A 14743-nucleotide genomic window follows, 5' to 3' on the forward strand; every position below is an offset into this window, starting at 1 on the left:
CTTGCCTGTAGTCTGCGCCCTACCTTTTCGGAACAGAGGTGGCTTGCCTGTAGTCAGCGCCCTACCTGTGAATATCGGGCGCTTTAATTTGTTCACTTCAATTTGCTAACTCCCATCACCTCGTCCTGACGCGCCAGACGGGGTAGCGGCCGAAGGACTTGATGTGCACGGAGATGTCGTCCTTGGGGACGGAGGGGTCGATACCGGGGACGGATTTATCGATGATGATTTCCGAGCCGCTGCACACGCTGCAAAGGCGGCTGGCGACATTGATCGGGCGGCCAATGTAGTCCTCTGCGCCCGGAATTTGGCTCGCCAGGCCGAAGGAGAGGCCGGCGGCGACTTCTTCCGGGGCACCGTGGCTAAACTGCGGTGCGCGGCGAACGATGTCCCACTGGTCCTGTAGCTCGCGCAGGCCGTTAATGCAGACCTCCAGCGCGGCGGGGCGGTCCTCGTAAGTCGTTTCCCAGAGGGTGAGCACGCCGTCACCCAGGTATTTAATGAGGTCTGGGCGGTATTTGTTAAAGCGCTGCTCGACGCTTTGGTAAAAGGCATACATGAGGCCGCAGGTGTAGGGGCTCTCAATGTGGGGCTGCTCGCAAAAGACGGAGAAGCCGCGCAGGTCGATGATCGCGGTCAGCACCTCGCAGGGGATGCCGAATTCGATGCGGGGCTCGTTGTCGCTGTCGAGCTGGTATTTCTCCAGCAGCACGCCTTCGAATTCGAAGGTATTGAGGCGGGAAATGTCGGGCGTCTGGACGGTTAGTCCCATCGGCGTCGCCTTGGTGTGCCCTTCCTCGGTAACGTAGTCGAGCGAGGCGCAGGGGCCGCTGTCGATACTGCCATTATACAAGGTGGCGTGAAAGCGGCAAACGGACGTGGCTTTGTCGTGCAGGATTCGGAGAATCAGCGAGATGTCGTGCTCGTCCTCGACGATGGGGCCTTCCTCGGAGTAGATGCTGTAGCGCACCTTGGGGAACTGCGGCTGCACGCGCAGCAGGTAGCCACAGATATCCCAGAAATCCGTAAAGTCCAGGTAGGGGATCGCGTAGTGCCGGTTTAAACTCTTGTTAGGCATGGGGAAAAACCGGCAGCAAACATCTGGATAATCTCACCCATTGGCAAGATTGAAGTCGGCGGATGCGCCAGTTGGTGGTTAAACGCAAAAAACCGCCACCAGCTGGTGACGGTTTTGAAAGTGCTTGGTGTGCGGTAGGGTTAGGCCTTGACGACCTTGCCAGCCTTGATGGCCTTGGCGGAAACCCACATGCGCTTCACCTGGCCGCTCGGGAGCTTGACACGGATGTGCTGCAGGTTCGGGCGGAATGTGCGCTTGACGCACTTGGTCACGTGTGTGCCAATGCCGCCGCTCTTCTTAGTAAGACCGGAGCGGTGAATACGACGGCCCTTGACGGGGCGCTTGCCTGTTACGGAACAAATTCTGGACATGGTTTGCCAAATGGTTGAGATTTGTCTTCTTGAAAAACGGAGGAAATTGCCGCGAGGCCCAAGTCTTGGCAAGATCATTTTTTAGAAAAGTTTGCACATCGGTTAAAAAGCCATTGACAGAATGTTGCGGAAAAGCTTTTTTCTCCCCTTTTCCAAATTTTGACAACTCATGAAAGTAGTATCTTCCATTAAGTCGCTGAAGCACCGTCACCCGGACTGCCAGGTAGTCCGCCGCCGCGGTCGCATCTACGTCATTAACAAGACCAACCCGCGCTTCAAGGCGCGCCAAGGTTAATCAGCCCCCTTTACTTACCGTGAAATCCGAAATACATCCCACCTATAATCCGGTATGCTTCGTCGACGTTTCCAGCGGCAAGAAGTTCCTGTCCAATTCGACTCTCAAGTCCAAGCAAAAGGAAACCATCGACGGCGTTGAATACAGCGTTATGGTTTGCGATGTGACGATGGACTCTCACCCGGCATACACTGGCGAAAAGCGCTTTGTGGACACCGCCGGCCGCGTCGAAAAGTTCGAGAACAAGTTCCGCCGCCGTCGCCGCTAAGGCATCGAACCGTATTTTTCCAACAAAGCCCCCGGTTGTTTTCAACTGGGGGTTTTTAATTGAGTTATTTTCGGCTATTGATCGGAGAATCTCATTCATGGAAAGCGGGTGCCTTCCCATAATTTCACTCATCGTGCGCCGTAGGGTATGTCAAATATTTCTGCTCGCGCTATTCGATTTTAGTTCCGTTAATAGACTTTACAGTCAAGAGCCCACGCAATGTTGAAAACAACACCCAAGCCAGCACGGCGGATATCCGGAAACCTTCTGGTAGTGGATGATGCGCCAAGCATCCTGATCATCCTGAAGAGCTTTCTTGAGGACGACCGGTGCCGCCTGTTCCCCGCGGAGAATGGTGCCAAGGCTCTGGAGATCCTTGAAGAGCAGCCGATCGACCTCGTGCTTCTCGACGTGATGATGCCGGAAATGGGCGGCTATGAAGTGTGCCGCAAGATGCGCGAGAACCCACGTTTTCGCGATATCCCGGTGATCTTCCTGACCGGCCTGGGCCGAAAGGAGGAGATCGTTCGCGGGCTGGATGTCGGTGGCTCGGATTACCTGATCAAGCCGTTCGACAAGGAAGAGCTAATCCTGCGCGTGCGCCAGCACTTGCAGGCTCATGCGAATCAGAAGCGCCTGAAGCGTCTCGCGCAGGAGCAGAAGATTTTCAGCCAAGCGCTCAACGAAGAGCTGAAGCGCCAGGTCGAGCGCTGGGAGCCGGTTCAGCAAAAGCTGGCCGAGCTGTCTGATTCCAGCGCCAAGTACTTCGGCGAAGAATTCGCTGCGTTGCAGACCTTTTTCCACAACGTGCGGCAGTGGGGTGACCTCTTGGCGGGGAACGACACCACGATGCGCTCAATGCTCACGCTCGGGCAGGAGATTGACTGGGCGCAGTGGGACAACCTGCTCGCTGTCAAAGGGACTCGTTTGACCCTCACGGCAGACGCTGGTGCGGAGATTTTTGCCGATGTGCGCATGGTCAACCTGATGATGGGGCAGATTCTGCCGTGGCTGGTGGAGCTTACTGAGCCTGGTGCTGAGATCACCGTGGGTGCGACCAAAGCAGAAGATGCGATGCAGCTGGAAATCAATTGGCAGGCCCCGGCGGATCGCTTGGACGCGGTGCCGGACCTGCTCGACCTCAGCCAGAAATCCACCAGTGGCGACGCAGCCGACATGCCGCTTCGCCTCAGCACGAACATTATGAAGCGCCACTTTGGCGACGTATCGTTGGTCCGTGAAGCCCCAGACAAGGCTCGCCTCAGCTTTTTCTTTCCGAATACCTAGAGGGGGTCAGCGCTTTTCGTAGATCAGGTGATGTTCGCCGGGGCTTAGTGATAGCTCAAGGCTATCCTTAAAGCTCGCGGGCGCTCCGGGAGTTTTGACGCCCGACCAGGTTCCAGGAGCCGTTAGGCGCAGATCGCCGCCAAGGGCATTTGTCGGCACCTTGATCACGAGCCGGCCTTCGGAGATGGACACGGCGGCGGGGAACTCCGCTTCGAGCTCCAATTTCCCGATTGATGCTGTGCCCGCCGCGCCGAGCGACAAGTGATGGTCATTCCCACGTTGCTTGATGCTGCCAGCGGTGCCGTAAAATTGCGCCTCGTTGAGACTGGCGCGAGTGAGTTGGTCGTTCAGGAAAATGAAATCACTGCCGTGCTCGTCGTCGACATGGATGACGTTCTGATCGCGGTTGGTGCTAAACTGCGGTGCCTGATCTTTTCGCGTGTGCGGGTAGAGGGCGATGAAATACGCGCCATCTTTGGGGCGCTGCAAGTGAAGAAGGTCCTGCCACTGGGTTTGGTCGCGGAAGGTGTCGTTGTTGCCGCCGTAGCGCAGGGTGTAGCGCGGCGTATCGCTGGGGGCGGCAATGAAGTATTCCATGTCGATACCGTATTGGCCCTTGGCTGTGTAGCGGTCGCTGTCGGCGAGTTTGGTTGCGGGTGCTTTCTGATCCTGGGCGAGCTCGTAGGATGCCGGATCATCGCTTGCGTGCAGGCCGTTCGTCAGTGTCCAGAACTGCCAAGCCGTGGGTTGCCCGCCTGAGGCGGTATCGCGGATGACGAGGTAGGCTGGACCGCTGGAGTCGCCTTCCTCGCGCATGAAAACTACTTGCCGGTCGACGGTTAATGTGTCGCCTTGCGCTGCCTTCATTGGTGGGTAGTCGGGCAGGGCGCGCGGCATCCAATTGCGATTGTCGGGCTTGGTGTTGGTTTTCACGGTGCGGGCGTAGTCCATGCCGGGGAGCGTGGCGAAGTGGGTGAAATCCGTCGTTGAATAATAGCCGAAGGGCAGGCCGCTCTCGCCGCGTTGGTAATTGCGGGCGAGCTGGACGCCTTCGCTCAGCAATTCGTGCCGGTCGCTGGTTCCGTTGGTAAGGGTGAAGCAGCTGCTGATCGGCTTGCCCAGCGCGTACCATTGGGCGATGTCCGTGACGGACGGCGTCCAGATGTCGAGGTTGCGCTCGGACTGAACACCTGCGAGAAAATTGACAAAGCTCTCGGTTTCCGAGCCGAAGCCTGCACGAAAGACCGCGCCAAACTCGGGGAACTGCTCGCTGGTCCATTCGGGCTTTTTCTGGGGGAGGCCGGGGTCCAGGTAGAGGAAGCGAAAGCCTCCGAGGCGGTAGTCACCCAGTCCCATGTCGAAGCCGGTTTGCGCCCAGGCCCATTGCATTTGGGCGGAGAACTCCGGATCGCTGTGCTGGGTCATCCGTGCGGCCAGCCCTAGGGTGGAGAGGCGCTCGCTGGAGACGCCGCGGCCGTAGTTTCCTGTTACGCGCGCGTTGTTGTTTGTCGGGGAAGGTGGCGTGTATTGCTGGGCAAAGAAATGGAGCAGCTTTTTCAAGCGCGGATCATTGGTAAAGTCCCGGTGGCCTGCGCGCTGGGCAGCAATAGCATAGGCCACGAGCGCTTCCAGGCTGACGTTGCCATAGTGGGAGCCCTCGGGAATCCAAGCACCGTTCGCGTCGACCTCATGATCCAGCCAGTGGTCCATCCATTTGCTCGCGTAGTCGGCCCATTGGGCGGACATCGGGTGGTCGCGCAGCACGCAGGCAGCGATGCCCAACGACAGGATATACGAGCAGTGCATGTTGGGGTTGCCCGAGCCGTAGCCGCGCTCGCTGGACCAGCATTTGGGGTCCGCAAGCAGGTAGGCGAGGTAGGCCATTTGCGCGCGGAAGCGCTGGCGCTGCTCGGGGCTCAGCCAAGGGGAGTCGACCAGCGCGTCATAGAGGCCCGCCGTGCCAATGGCTTTGCGCATGACGTCGAACTCGCCCAACAGCTCAAGCTGTTTGCTGAGTTGGTCAATGGCAGGCGCGGCTTCGGCAAGGGGCGCATTGGTTTGGACTGGCAGCACTTTGGCCGCCCAGTCGGCACCCCGGGGGATGTTTGCAATGCGAGGCTTGGCGCGGTCAATCGCCTCCTGATCCATGAAAAGTAAGGGGTGCTGGTCGTCCTCGGGCCACTCCAGAGTCATTGCCAGCACGGCCTCCAGCTCACGGCCGATGCGCGGTTCGCCGAACGAGATTGCCCATTCACGAACACCGCGCGAGCAGGGGGCAATCAGCTCGATGCCGCCATCGCGATGGTAGTTGACGGGCATGCCGCAGGCGCGCCAGCCGGCCCACATGCTTTCAATCATGGGCAGGCTCCACTTCTCCTGCCCGTAGTAGGTCTGTTCGGCAATCGGTGTCACCCAGTCACCCGGCGCTCGCGAGAACAGGCGCATATCGCGTTGACCGTTGTCGAATTGGATTTGCCACGGGTTGTTGGGAAACAGCGCGAGCAGGCTGGTCTGGGGGCTGAGTTGGTAAGTTTCGTTGACCAGGCTTGCGGCCGGTACCTTGCGGTCTTGCTTCGCCCATTGGCCATAGCCTTTGGGGAGCTGGACCGTTTGCACGCCGGGGAGGGCGGGCAGGTTGAAAACCGCTTTTGCCTCGGGGTGATCGCCGCTGGAGGCCATGCGCCAGTAGATCGCGGAATCACCGGCAATGATCGTTGCGATGAAGCTAGCGAAGGTGTCGTCCTTGAAGGTGTAGCTGATGCGCACTTTCGCGAAAACCGGACCGGACTCCTGAAGCTGCGTCGACCAGCCCGCGATGCTGGGCGGGGTTTGCCAAGTGCCTTGCTCGCTCCACGGGCCCTCGCCAATGCGGAGATTGAGCAGAGGCGGGGGTGGGTTGCCCTTGCCTTCGCCCAGCGGAAAGCGTGCGCTGAGCAGGCCGGTGGAAATCTCCAGGGAATCCTTGTTTTGCTTGATCCTTAACGTGTCCTTGGTCGCTGCTTCCGTTGGGGCCACCAACTCGTATTGAAACGAGCCATAGCGCTCAACCGGATCGGCGATAAACCACATGGAATTGCCGGATCGCTGATGGGGAACGACTCCATTTGCCCCCTTGATTGCGAATTCTTTCGGCGCGCCGCTGGGGACGTCAAATTGCACCAGCTCGCGACCATAGCTCTGCCCCAGGAGCTCTTCGAAGTGGATGCTTTCATTGGCGCTCAGGGCTGATCCCGCAGCCCAAAGTATTCCAAGAAGTAGGAGGATTTTGGCGTGCATGATCATTGCTGGAAACGGGGCGCTATAAAGGCTTTTCAATGATGGCCTCGTTGAGGAAATGATACAGCGCCGCGTCTTCTTGGCCCGGGGTGGGCGAGGTCACGCCGACCAGTAGTAACTGCCGGGTGAGCATGCTGTTTTCGTCAACGCGGTCCCAAAAGTTATGGTAGGCCATTTTCCATTTGTCCCACCAACTGCCGGACGCTTGCTGATAAAACTGATAGTAATTTTGGGTGCTGACTGGCAGCATCAGGCTGCGGAAAATGGTGATTTTCTCCGCGCTGATGGTGTGGCGGAATTCGAAGACCTCGCATTCGATGCCATCCCAATTGCCAGTCATCATCTGGGCTTCCAGAGGCTTCGTTTGCTCGAGGCCCTGGACAGAGCCCATGCAATACTCGGGGTTGTGCGCGTTGACGCGCATGACGGAGTAGCCCTCCGGCCAGGAGACGAAATTGTAGTTTACCAGGCTGTCGTTGTAGAGGAATTGGCCGGCTTGAATGTCTTCTGTTTCCAGGACATTATTCACGACCTCATCCACCTTGATGCTGCGGTGCCAAGGCAGTTTGTTCAGTGCCTCCTCGTTCAACTGCCAGGCTTTGGCTTCGTGCATGGTCGGCATGTCATACCACTTGTAGCGGAAGAGCTCGACGCCGCCATAGGCAATCAGCACCAGCGCGGTGAGTGCCAGGCAAATGCCGGGAATCGGATACGCGGACTCTGTCTTCTTCGGGGTGGCTTTATTGTTGTCCTTAGGCTCGATAATCAGGAACGCGATCAGCACCATGGACAAGCCTACCACGAAGGTAATGGCACCGGCGTTGTCATGCCAGCGGTCATAGGCTTCCTGCCCCTCAATGCCCGTGATCCATCCCAGGGCCAACGCACGAATCGCATTCTGGATAAAGGACGCCACTATGCCGCAGGCGAGCAGCGTAATCCGGCGGGGCATGGAAAATTTACCGTATTCACCCAAAAAGAGCGTGGCCACCAGCAGAAACTGCAGTGACCGGATGCCGCTGCATGCTTCGGCGACTTCCACCTTGGCGTCGCCGATGGAAATCTGAATGCCCTGTAGCATGGCCGGGATGCCCAGCATTTGCAGGGAAAAGGTGACGATGTTGGCAATGTGGCCGGTGAGCCAATCGCTGACGCCCAGCTCAAGCCGTCCGGGCCAGGGAATGGACGCCAGAAAGAACAACAGGGGAAAGGCGTAGTGCCACGACCAGCGGAATCCGCCCCAGGCAGTGCCCCAGGTTATGCAAAACGCAGCCAGGCAAGCCCCCTGCGCCCAGCTCAGCATGTGCCAGGAGCTCATGGTTTCCCACAGCACACGCATGCCGGCGAACATCAGGAAAAAGACCAATGCCGGGACCAAAAGCAGCATCCAGGGAGCGTCGCGTTCGGGCTCGTCCTCACTGCGGGTCCAGAACAGAAACAGGCTCAAAAATGGAATGCCCCAGCCATAGAAATAATGCGAATCGGGATCCCAGAAGCCGGAAATCTGGTAGTAAAATGCGAACTGCAACGCCAGTGGCAGCAGCCAAATCTTGAGCGTGGTGTGGTTCATTCTGATTGACGTAGCGTTGGCATCAGCTGCCCAATAAGGCTCACTTGGAAGTATTTATCAAGACCCCTCTGCCGGTTTGCTTCAGGGTGGCGACTGCCCTCACAACGCAGGGCGTTCGCTGGCAAGTTTCCGCCACATCTCCTGCTCAATTTTTAACGGCAGTTCCTCCAGTTCGGGAAGCAGTGAAGGGTCATCCATGATGTAGGCACACATGAGCTGGTCGCGGATGCTGGACTCATCACTGATGGGCGGCAGCTCGCTGTTGATCGAGCGCGCCAGCATGCGTTCGCCGCTCATGGCGTATACGAAGGCCAGGTTGCGATAGAGCGGGACGCTTTTCGGGTATTGGCCAATGAGCTTTTCCAAGCGCTGCCGGGTGTAGGTGAGGTTGCGCTGATGAATGGCGTTTAAATACATCAGAAAGCTCAGAATGTCAGGCCGGCTGGCAAAGCGCTCAGGTTGAATCTGACGCAGCAGGATTTGGAGCTCTTCCTCGTAGCCGAGCTGATAACTGAGGATCAGGTAGCGCTCGGCAGAGAGTAGCGGGCTTTCCGGGCGGCCAAACAGCTCACGATAAAATGCGTGCTGATGGCGCGATTCCGTGTGCTTGACGAGCAGGTAATGCATGTAGTTCCAGTCTGACGTGGTGGAGTTTTCCAGGGACTGGAGCAGCCGGACGGAGAATTCCTTTTCATCGCCGCGGACGTTGGCGATCATTGCCTGCCAAAAGCGCTTTTGGGAATTGTTTATGGGCAGCGCTCTTTCAGCCTCACCGGTGAGGAGGGCTTCGGCCTCGGGGATGTTGCCATCTTCGGCCAGCACCAGCCACTCGATGTAGGACAGTGCGTAGTTCGAGTCGGTGAAAATCTTTTCCTCGGGGATCAGTTGGTTGCGGCCGTAGTAGACGTCGAACCGGCTGAGGCTTTCCAACGCATCGGCGATTTCATCGTCCTCGTATTCCGCCAGGATCGCTTCGTAGGCCTCCTTTTGTGAGATTTCCCCAAGGAAGCTCGCCAGTCCGTTGGCTTCAATGCGGTCCTCGCTGGTGGCCAGCGGATGGTTGACGACGATATCGCGCAACGCGCGGGTATCAAAGGGGATGTTTTTACGGAACTCCGGAGGCAGGCGAAGCCCCAGTTTGGCCAGTTCCAGGCCGACGCCGTCTTTGCGCTCAATTTGCTGGGACAGGATGTTGAGCGCGGTCTGGTGCAGTTCCGAATCGCCTGCGAACATACCGTGCTCCACGAACACGCGGTGGGCGAGAGGGCTGTTGCTCTGATTCAGGACCATGCGCATGGACTTGGAGATGGCATCTTCCCGCCGCTCCTGGCGCAGCAGCAGCTCCAACTCCATGTCCGCGGAACTCTGGCTCTCCGGATACCGTGACCGCATGATGGAAAGGTATTTGTTGCCGATGCCCAACTGACCATAATCGATGGAGTGCTCCACGATGTTTGCCAGGGATTCGGAATCGAAATTCCGCGAGTGGGCCACGCGCTCAGCCCACCAAATGGTGTGCGGGTGCCGCAGTCGGTCTGCGATGTCGAGCGTTTGCTCCAGTGATTCTTTTTGATCGGGTTCGAGCAGTGAGGCTGTGCGTGACTTTTCGTAGGCGAGCTGGACTTGCTCACGCTCCAGGAGGGAGCTGGCTTCCTGGTGAAGGGTATTGGCCCGCCAATGCTTTGCCTGCCTGATGATCAGTGGGCTGGTGATCATGACGAGGATGAAGCCCACGATCCCGGCGTGCATCGAGTAGCGGAGCCAGGCGCTTTTCCGCTTGGCCCATTTGAGATAGTTGCGCGGAATGATGATCAGGTAGGCGATCAGACCCAGGTACCCCTGCCAGAGCTCACCCGCCAACTCGCGGAGCGTCATTTTGCGCGCCTTTTTGATCCAACTGCGTGCCGATTTGATGGTTTCGCCAGGTAAGCCGAATACCCACTTTCTGAAGTCGCCGATTCCTTCTTTGGCTTTCTTGGGGGCCTTGGCGACTGATCGGTTAAATTTCTCTGCGCTCTTTTTCCGCTCCTGCTCGCGGATCTTTTTCTCGATGGGGCGGCTTAGCTTCCATTTACGAAATGAGCTCTGGCGAAGTTTCCACCATTGCCTCAGCTTCTTGCGACGATTGGATAGGCCGTGAGTGCGAAAGTAGTGGTAGTCATCAAGAAAATTTTTAAGCCATGAACGGCTCTTCTGGTTGCGACGCTTTTTCATGCAGTAGGCCCTAATAGGATGCTGAAAATCACCCTAATGACAAGGCCATGTTGCAGGTAGCGCTGGCTAATTATTTGATGCGAGATCGGAGGAATTTTCGTTTTTCGCAGTCGGTGAAAAATCGCAAAAACTGTTCGCCACGAGCAGTTTCCGGAAGTGAATTCAGGGCATCGGCTGCTTTCTTGGTCGGGGAGCCGTGGGGCTTGCTCAGATAGACGGCGCGGAAGCAGCGCTTCAGGTCTGCAATCTCGTCCGCCGAAAAATTGCGCCGCTTGAGCCCGACGAGGTTCAACCCGACGACATCGTTTTCATAGCCGGTCATGACAAACGGAGGCACGTCCATTGAGATGCGCGCGAGGCCGGCGACCATCGCCCCTTCGCCAATGCGGGTAAACTGCTGCACGGCTGTGTTGCCGCCGAAAAACACGTTGTCGCCTACGGTGACGTGGCCTGCCAGCAGCACGCCATTGGCCAGGATGACGTTGTTGCCCAGCGCGCAATCGTGGGCCACGTGGCTGTTGGCCATGAGGAAGCATTTCTCGCCAATGGTCGTGAATTCGCCTTCGTGGGTGGAGCGGTTGATCGTGACGCCTTCGCGGATCACGCTCCCTGTGCCGATTTTGACGCCAGTGCTCAGGGACTCATCAAAGCCGAGAAATTGCGGGTTGCCGCCTACGACGGCAAAGTGGTCCACCTGCACGCGGTCGCCGAGGATGCTGCCACCCTTCACGATCGCAAAGGGCGCGATGCGCACGCCTTCGCCCAGCTCGACATTGTTCTCTACGCCCTGAAATTCTTGGCCACTATTCATTTTTGAACTATCGTTAAACTCCGTTTTGCCGGCATTCAAGCGAGCAATGCAACGCCGACATCGACGGGTTTCGGTCTGCCCCGGTTAGGATTTGAAAAGATCCATTTGTGGGCTCTTGACCATGTCGTAGTTTTTGAGGATGCGGAGTGTTTGCAGGAAGTCGTCCTTGGAGTAGTTGTGGTTGGTTTCGATTTTGCCCACAATGTCCTGCAGCATGGAGCGGAAGGAGATGATGGCGTCGAGGCCAACGTCCTGCAGCAGTTTGATGGACTCGCTCTTGTGCGGCTCGTGCGTGGGCAGGCCGGGCAGGACCAGGATTTTCATGAAGTTGCCGAGGTCGCCCACTTGCTCACGCTCGATGGCAAACAACTCCTCCGCGCGCTTGTAAACATCCTTCTCCAGGAATTTGAAAATGTCTGCGCTTCCCCGCAGGGTGGCCGGAGTGAATTTCTGGCTGTGCCAGCCTTTGACGAAGACCACTGCCCGCTGAATCAGCGGCAGTTCGTTGGAAAACAGCATGAAATTCGGCTTGCGCGTCTGCTGGCGATAGCCGGGGTTGAGGACGATTAAATCAATCTCTTCCTCGCTCCGTTTGGCGCGACTCTGGACCTGATACTTGCGCATTTGGCGGACCAGAAAGCCGTTCAGCTCGAAGTATTCGCGGACTATGGTTTCGTCGATTCCGGCCATTTGCGTGTTAAATTCTCAGGGACAAGCGTTTCACTGAAATAATTACTATTGAGCTTCGTCTGATTTAGCAAGTCGTTAAATGTGAAGCCTTTGCAGGCTCTATTAGCTGGTGGCTCCCGCTTCCAGCCAAAGCTCTCTCACCAGTGACTCGTCGACTTCGTTCACAGTGACGGCCTGGCCAAGGGTCTCCATGGCAACGAATCGCAGTTTGCCGGCTTTCACTTTTTTATCGCGTTTCATGGCGTCGAGCAGGCGATCGACGGGCAAGGCCTGCGGCTCGATGTCGGCTGGGCAGTCCTCGGCAGTCGCTGGCTGCGAATCGCGCTGGTGCCATTGGTAGTCGGCCACGCGGCTGCGCCGCTTGAGTGGTGTGCGCAAATCGGTCGGCAAGTGATAGCGGCTGATCATGGCGGAAACCGCTGACACATCTGCCGCGTCAATGTCGAAGCCATCCAGCTTTTCGGAGAGGCGCGCCGCCAGGACGAGCCCGATCGCTACAGCCTCGCCATGCAGGTAGGCTCCATAACCGGCTACATTCTCGATGGCATGCGCGAAGGTGTGGCCAAGATTTAGCAGGGCGCGGCCGCCGCTGGCGGCGGTTTCCTTTTCGTCGGCCTTGACGATCTCTGCCTTGATCGCGCAACAGCGGTGAATGATGCCGGGCAAAGCCGGGTGGTCCCAGGTTAACGGCTGCTCGAGTGCGTTGAGTTGATCAAACAGCGCCCGGTCGTAGAGCATGCCGTATTTGATGACTTCTGCCATGCCCGCAGAAAACTCCCAGGCGGGCAGGGTGGACAAAATACTGGTGGATATATACACCGCTTTAGGCTGCCAGAAGGCTCCGACCAAATTTTTGCCGGCGGCGATGTTGATGCCCGTTTTTCCGCCGACGCTGCTGTCGACCATCGCGAGCAGGGTGGTGGGGACCTGATAAAAGTCGATACCGCGCAAGTAGCTGGCGGCCGCAAATCCCCCAAGGTCGCCGGTCACGCCTCCGCCGATGGCTACGAGGCAACCATCGCGCGCGACCTTTTGCTCGGCCAGTGAGTCGTAGATGGCACCAAGCATGGTCAGGGACTTGGCCGTCTCTCCCTTTGGATGTTGGGGAATGACGAAGCCCGCTTGCTCAATTTCGGGCAGGCTTCCCAGCAGTGCTTCATCGATCAGACTGGCGGTAGCGCCTTTGCGCACGCGCAGATCGCTGGCCAGTTGATGGCTGGCGTCCCCGGTAATCCAAATGGGATAACTGCGGTCGCCGAGATCGACGGTTAGCTTTTGGGTGCTTGCGGAGGAGGTGGAAGATTCGCTCATAGTCGGCAAGAGGGCAGCAAAATCCAATTTACGAAATCAGGAAAGAAAAAACCCGCGCTGGAATTCCAGCGCGGGTTGAAAGTGATTTTAGTGTTTGCTCAACTAAGCTTAGTAAGCGAAGCCGAGGGTAGCACCGAACCAGATTTGGGACTCAGCACCAGCCAAGTTAGCTGGGCCAACGCCGTAGAAGTTACCAGTTGCGGGGTTAACACCACCGGTCTGGGAATCGCCGTCGTTGTTAACGGACCAGCGAACACCAACGGAGCTCGATACGTTTTCGTTGAACGCGTATACGAGGTCAGCAGTGATACCACCGTAAGTGTAGCCGTTGCCGAGCTTAGGTGCGTTCATTCCTGCATTGTAGGAATTGGCATTCAGGATACCGAGGTATGCGCCGGTGTCGAAGGACAGGCCTTCGGTGCCAACGTATTCGCCAAGGTCGAGGCTGTAGCCGATGGAGAATTCTACTACGGTCTGCTCCAGATCGAAGTCATAGTAGACGTAAACTGCAGGGCTCAGGAGAACGTCAGCGGATGCACCGATGAAGATTTCACGAGTCTGGTTGATTGCGCCAGCACCGAATGCTTCCGGGTACCAGTAGTAGGTGAAACCAGCGTCAACGGTGAAGATGTCAGTTACCGGGTATGCATAGCCGGTGTAGAAATCGATTTCGTTGGCACCGCCGGAGATCGGCTGGTTGGTCCATACGCCTGCGTAGAGGTCACCGCCCAGAACGGAGTAACCGAAGTCAACCGAAGGCTGGAAGGATGCTTGTGCGAGCTTGGCACCACGATAGATGTAGGAAGACTCATAGTCGAAGGTACCTGCGATGGACAGGTCGCTGAGGAAATCAGCGGAAGCTGCCGTTGCGGCACCTGCGATAGCGATAGTCGCGATTGCTTTTTTCATGATGTGTGTCAGTTAGGTTTGTTTGCTAGGTTTTATGAGCTGGTTAGGCTCAACAGGACATAGATTTTCAAAATTTGTTCAAAAAAACAAGATTTTTTTCTGAATTTGTTTAAGCATGTCATGTGCCGGATTTTGGGCAGTTGTTGCAAAAACCCTAGTATGCGATCAAATACGCTCAATTAAATTCTTTAACCAAGGTATTTTCTGTATGAGTGATCACAATCGAACAGCTTATTTTTCTCATCCGTGTATGGTAGCTGTGGCCGCCGTAATGGCATTCCTGGCCGTCGCGCTGGGTGCATTTGGGGCTCATGGGCTCAAGGAAACGCTGGAGGCCAGTGCAAAAGCTGGCACTTGGCAGACGGCGGCAGACTACCAATTCTGGCATGCGCTGGCGCTCTTTGCCCTCGGCTTGGCACCAGCCAAGGGGCGAGCGATTGCGACTGTGGCCTGGTTTTGGACGGTCGGTGTTCTGGTCTTTAGCGGTTCGCTATATTTTTTGGCGTTGAGTGATATGCGGTGGTTGGGGCCGGTGACGCCACTGGGTGGAACCTGCTTTCTGATTGGCTGGGGGATATTGGCAGTAATTGCCGTGAAATCTGCGCTAAAAGATTGAAGTCACCCACGCATTGGCGCCATATTCAGGGGCAGCGTTGGCTAACA

At 57.1% G+C, this 14743-nt stretch carries 13 protein-coding genes; 4 read left to right on the forward strand and 9 right to left on the reverse strand.

The window, feature by feature from the left end; genetic code table 11:
- Nucleotides 1–115: 115 nt before the first annotated feature.
- On the reverse strand, nt 116–1078 hold the full coding sequence (locus tag O3S85_RS13385; RefSeq protein ID WP_269540935.1) for a nucleotidyl cyclase domain-containing protein: 963 nt from the start codon (nt 1076–1078) through the stop codon (nt 116–118).
- 140 nt (nt 1079–1218) lie between these two features.
- Nucleotides 1219–1449 carry a 50S ribosomal protein L28 gene (gene rpmB, locus O3S85_RS13390; RefSeq protein ID WP_269540936.1) on the reverse strand — a complete coding sequence of 77 codons (231 nt, stop codon included), beginning with the start codon at nt 1447–1449 and terminating at the stop codon, nt 1219–1221.
- Nucleotides 1450–1618: 169 nt separating this feature from the next.
- Between rpmB and ykgO the strand changes: the two genes are divergently transcribed.
- The 3 genes from ykgO (at nt 1619) to O3S85_RS13405 (ending at nt 3299) form a co-directional block, all read left to right on the forward strand.
- On the forward strand, nt 1619–1744 hold the full coding sequence (ykgO, locus tag O3S85_RS13395) for a type B 50S ribosomal protein L36 (protein ID WP_189511251.1): 126 nt from the start codon (nt 1619–1621) through the stop codon (nt 1742–1744).
- 19 nt (nt 1745–1763) lie between these two features.
- Nucleotides 1764–2012 carry a type B 50S ribosomal protein L31 gene (locus O3S85_RS13400; protein ID WP_269540937.1) on the forward strand — a complete coding sequence of 83 codons (249 nt, stop codon included), beginning with the start codon at nt 1764–1766 and terminating at the stop codon, nt 2010–2012.
- A 219-nt stretch (nt 2013–2231) separates the two neighbouring features.
- Nucleotides 2232–3299: a response regulator gene (locus O3S85_RS13405; RefSeq protein ID WP_269540938.1), complete on the forward strand. Its 1068-nt coding sequence runs from the start codon at nt 2232–2234 to the stop codon at nt 3297–3299.
- Nucleotides 3300–3305: 6 nt separating this feature from the next.
- Here the strand turns inward: O3S85_RS13405 and O3S85_RS13410 are convergent, their stop codons facing one another.
- The 7 genes from O3S85_RS13410 to O3S85_RS13440 all read right to left on the reverse strand — a co-directional run bounded on the left by O3S85_RS13410 (nt 3306) and on the right by O3S85_RS13440 (nt 14080).
- Nucleotides 3306–6575 (reverse strand): hypothetical protein, encoded by a 3270-nt coding sequence (locus O3S85_RS13410; RefSeq protein WP_269540939.1) that lies wholly within the window; start codon nt 6573–6575, stop codon nt 3306–3308.
- A 22-nt stretch (nt 6576–6597) separates the two neighbouring features.
- Complete coding sequence (locus tag O3S85_RS13415) at nt 6598–8145, reverse strand: exosortase/archaeosortase family protein (protein WP_269540940.1); 1548 nt, start codon at nt 8143–8145, stop codon at nt 6598–6600.
- A 99-nt stretch (nt 8146–8244) separates the two neighbouring features.
- Nucleotides 8245–10359 (reverse strand): hypothetical protein, encoded by a 2115-nt coding sequence (locus O3S85_RS13420; protein WP_269540941.1) that lies wholly within the window; start codon nt 10357–10359, stop codon nt 8245–8247.
- Nucleotides 10360–10429: 70 nt separating this feature from the next.
- Nucleotides 10430–11170, reverse strand: a complete 741-nt coding sequence (gene lpxA / locus O3S85_RS13425; protein ID WP_269540942.1) for an acyl-ACP--UDP-N-acetylglucosamine O-acyltransferase — start codon at nt 11168–11170, stop codon at nt 10430–10432.
- An 84-nt stretch (nt 11171–11254) separates the two neighbouring features.
- Nucleotides 11255–11860 carry a hypothetical protein gene (locus O3S85_RS13430; protein ID WP_269540943.1) on the reverse strand — a complete coding sequence of 202 codons (606 nt, stop codon included), beginning with the start codon at nt 11858–11860 and terminating at the stop codon, nt 11255–11257.
- A 102-nt stretch (nt 11861–11962) separates the two neighbouring features.
- Nucleotides 11963–13171 (reverse strand): 3-dehydroquinate synthase, encoded by a 1209-nt coding sequence (gene aroB / locus O3S85_RS13435; protein ID WP_269540944.1) that lies wholly within the window; start codon nt 13169–13171, stop codon nt 11963–11965.
- 108 nt (nt 13172–13279) lie between these two features.
- On the reverse strand, nt 13280–14080 hold the full coding sequence (locus tag O3S85_RS13440; protein ID WP_269540945.1) for a TorF family putative porin: 801 nt from the start codon (nt 14078–14080) through the stop codon (nt 13280–13282).
- Nucleotides 14081–14195: 115 nt separating this feature from the next.
- On the opposite strand from O3S85_RS13440, the gene O3S85_RS13445 reads away from it, so the two are divergent.
- Nucleotides 14196–14696 carry a DUF423 domain-containing protein gene (locus O3S85_RS13445; RefSeq protein WP_269540946.1) on the forward strand — a complete coding sequence of 167 codons (501 nt, stop codon included), beginning with the start codon at nt 14196–14198 and terminating at the stop codon, nt 14694–14696.
- Nucleotides 14697–14743 lie beyond the last annotated feature (47 nt).

The sequence above is a fragment of the Cerasicoccus sp. TK19100 genome, from assembly GCF_027257155.1.
Taxonomy (GTDB): Bacteria; Verrucomicrobiota; Verrucomicrobiia; order Opitutales; family Cerasicoccaceae; genus Cerasicoccus; species Cerasicoccus fimbriatus.

Bases quoted from the DNA above. Each gene is read 5' to 3' on its own strand.
- O3S85_RS13385 (WP_269540935.1), bottom strand. From the start codon at position 1,078: ATGCCTAACAAGAGTTTAAACCGGCACTACGCGATCCCCTACCTGGAC.
- rpmB (WP_269540936.1), bottom strand. From the start codon at position 1,449: ATGTCCAGAATTTGTTCCGTAACAGGCAAGCGCCCCGTCAAGGGCCGT.
- ykgO (WP_189511251.1), top strand. From the start codon at position 1,619: ATGAAAGTAGTATCTTCCATTAAGTCGCTGAAGCACCGTCACCCGGAC.
- O3S85_RS13405 (WP_269540938.1), top strand. From the start codon at position 2,232: ATGTTGAAAACAACACCCAAGCCAGCACGGCGGATATCCGGAAACCTT.
- O3S85_RS13410 (WP_269540939.1), bottom strand. From the start codon at position 6,575: ATGCACGCCAAAATCCTCCTACTTCTTGGAATACTTTGGGCTGCGGGA.
- O3S85_RS13415 (WP_269540940.1), bottom strand. From the start codon at position 8,145: ATGAACCACACCACGCTCAAGATTTGGCTGCTGCCACTGGCGTTGCAG.
- O3S85_RS13420 (WP_269540941.1), bottom strand. From the start codon at position 10,359: ATGAAAAAGCGTCGCAACCAGAAGAGCCGTTCATGGCTTAAAAATTTT.
- lpxA (WP_269540942.1), bottom strand. From the start codon at position 11,170: ATGAATAGTGGCCAAGAATTTCAGGGCGTAGAGAACAATGTCGAGCTG.
- O3S85_RS13430 (WP_269540943.1), bottom strand. From the start codon at position 11,860: ATGGCCGGAATCGACGAAACCATAGTCCGCGAATACTTCGAGCTGAAC.
- aroB (WP_269540944.1), bottom strand. From the start codon at position 13,171: ATGAGCGAATCTTCCACCTCCTCCGCAAGCACCCAAAAGCTAACCGTC.
- O3S85_RS13440 (WP_269540945.1), bottom strand. From the start codon at position 14,080: ATGAAAAAAGCAATCGCGACTATCGCTATCGCAGGTGCCGCAACGGCA.
- O3S85_RS13445 (WP_269540946.1), top strand. From the start codon at position 14,196: ATGTCATGTGCCGGATTTTGGGCAGTTGTTGCAAAAACCCTAGTATGC.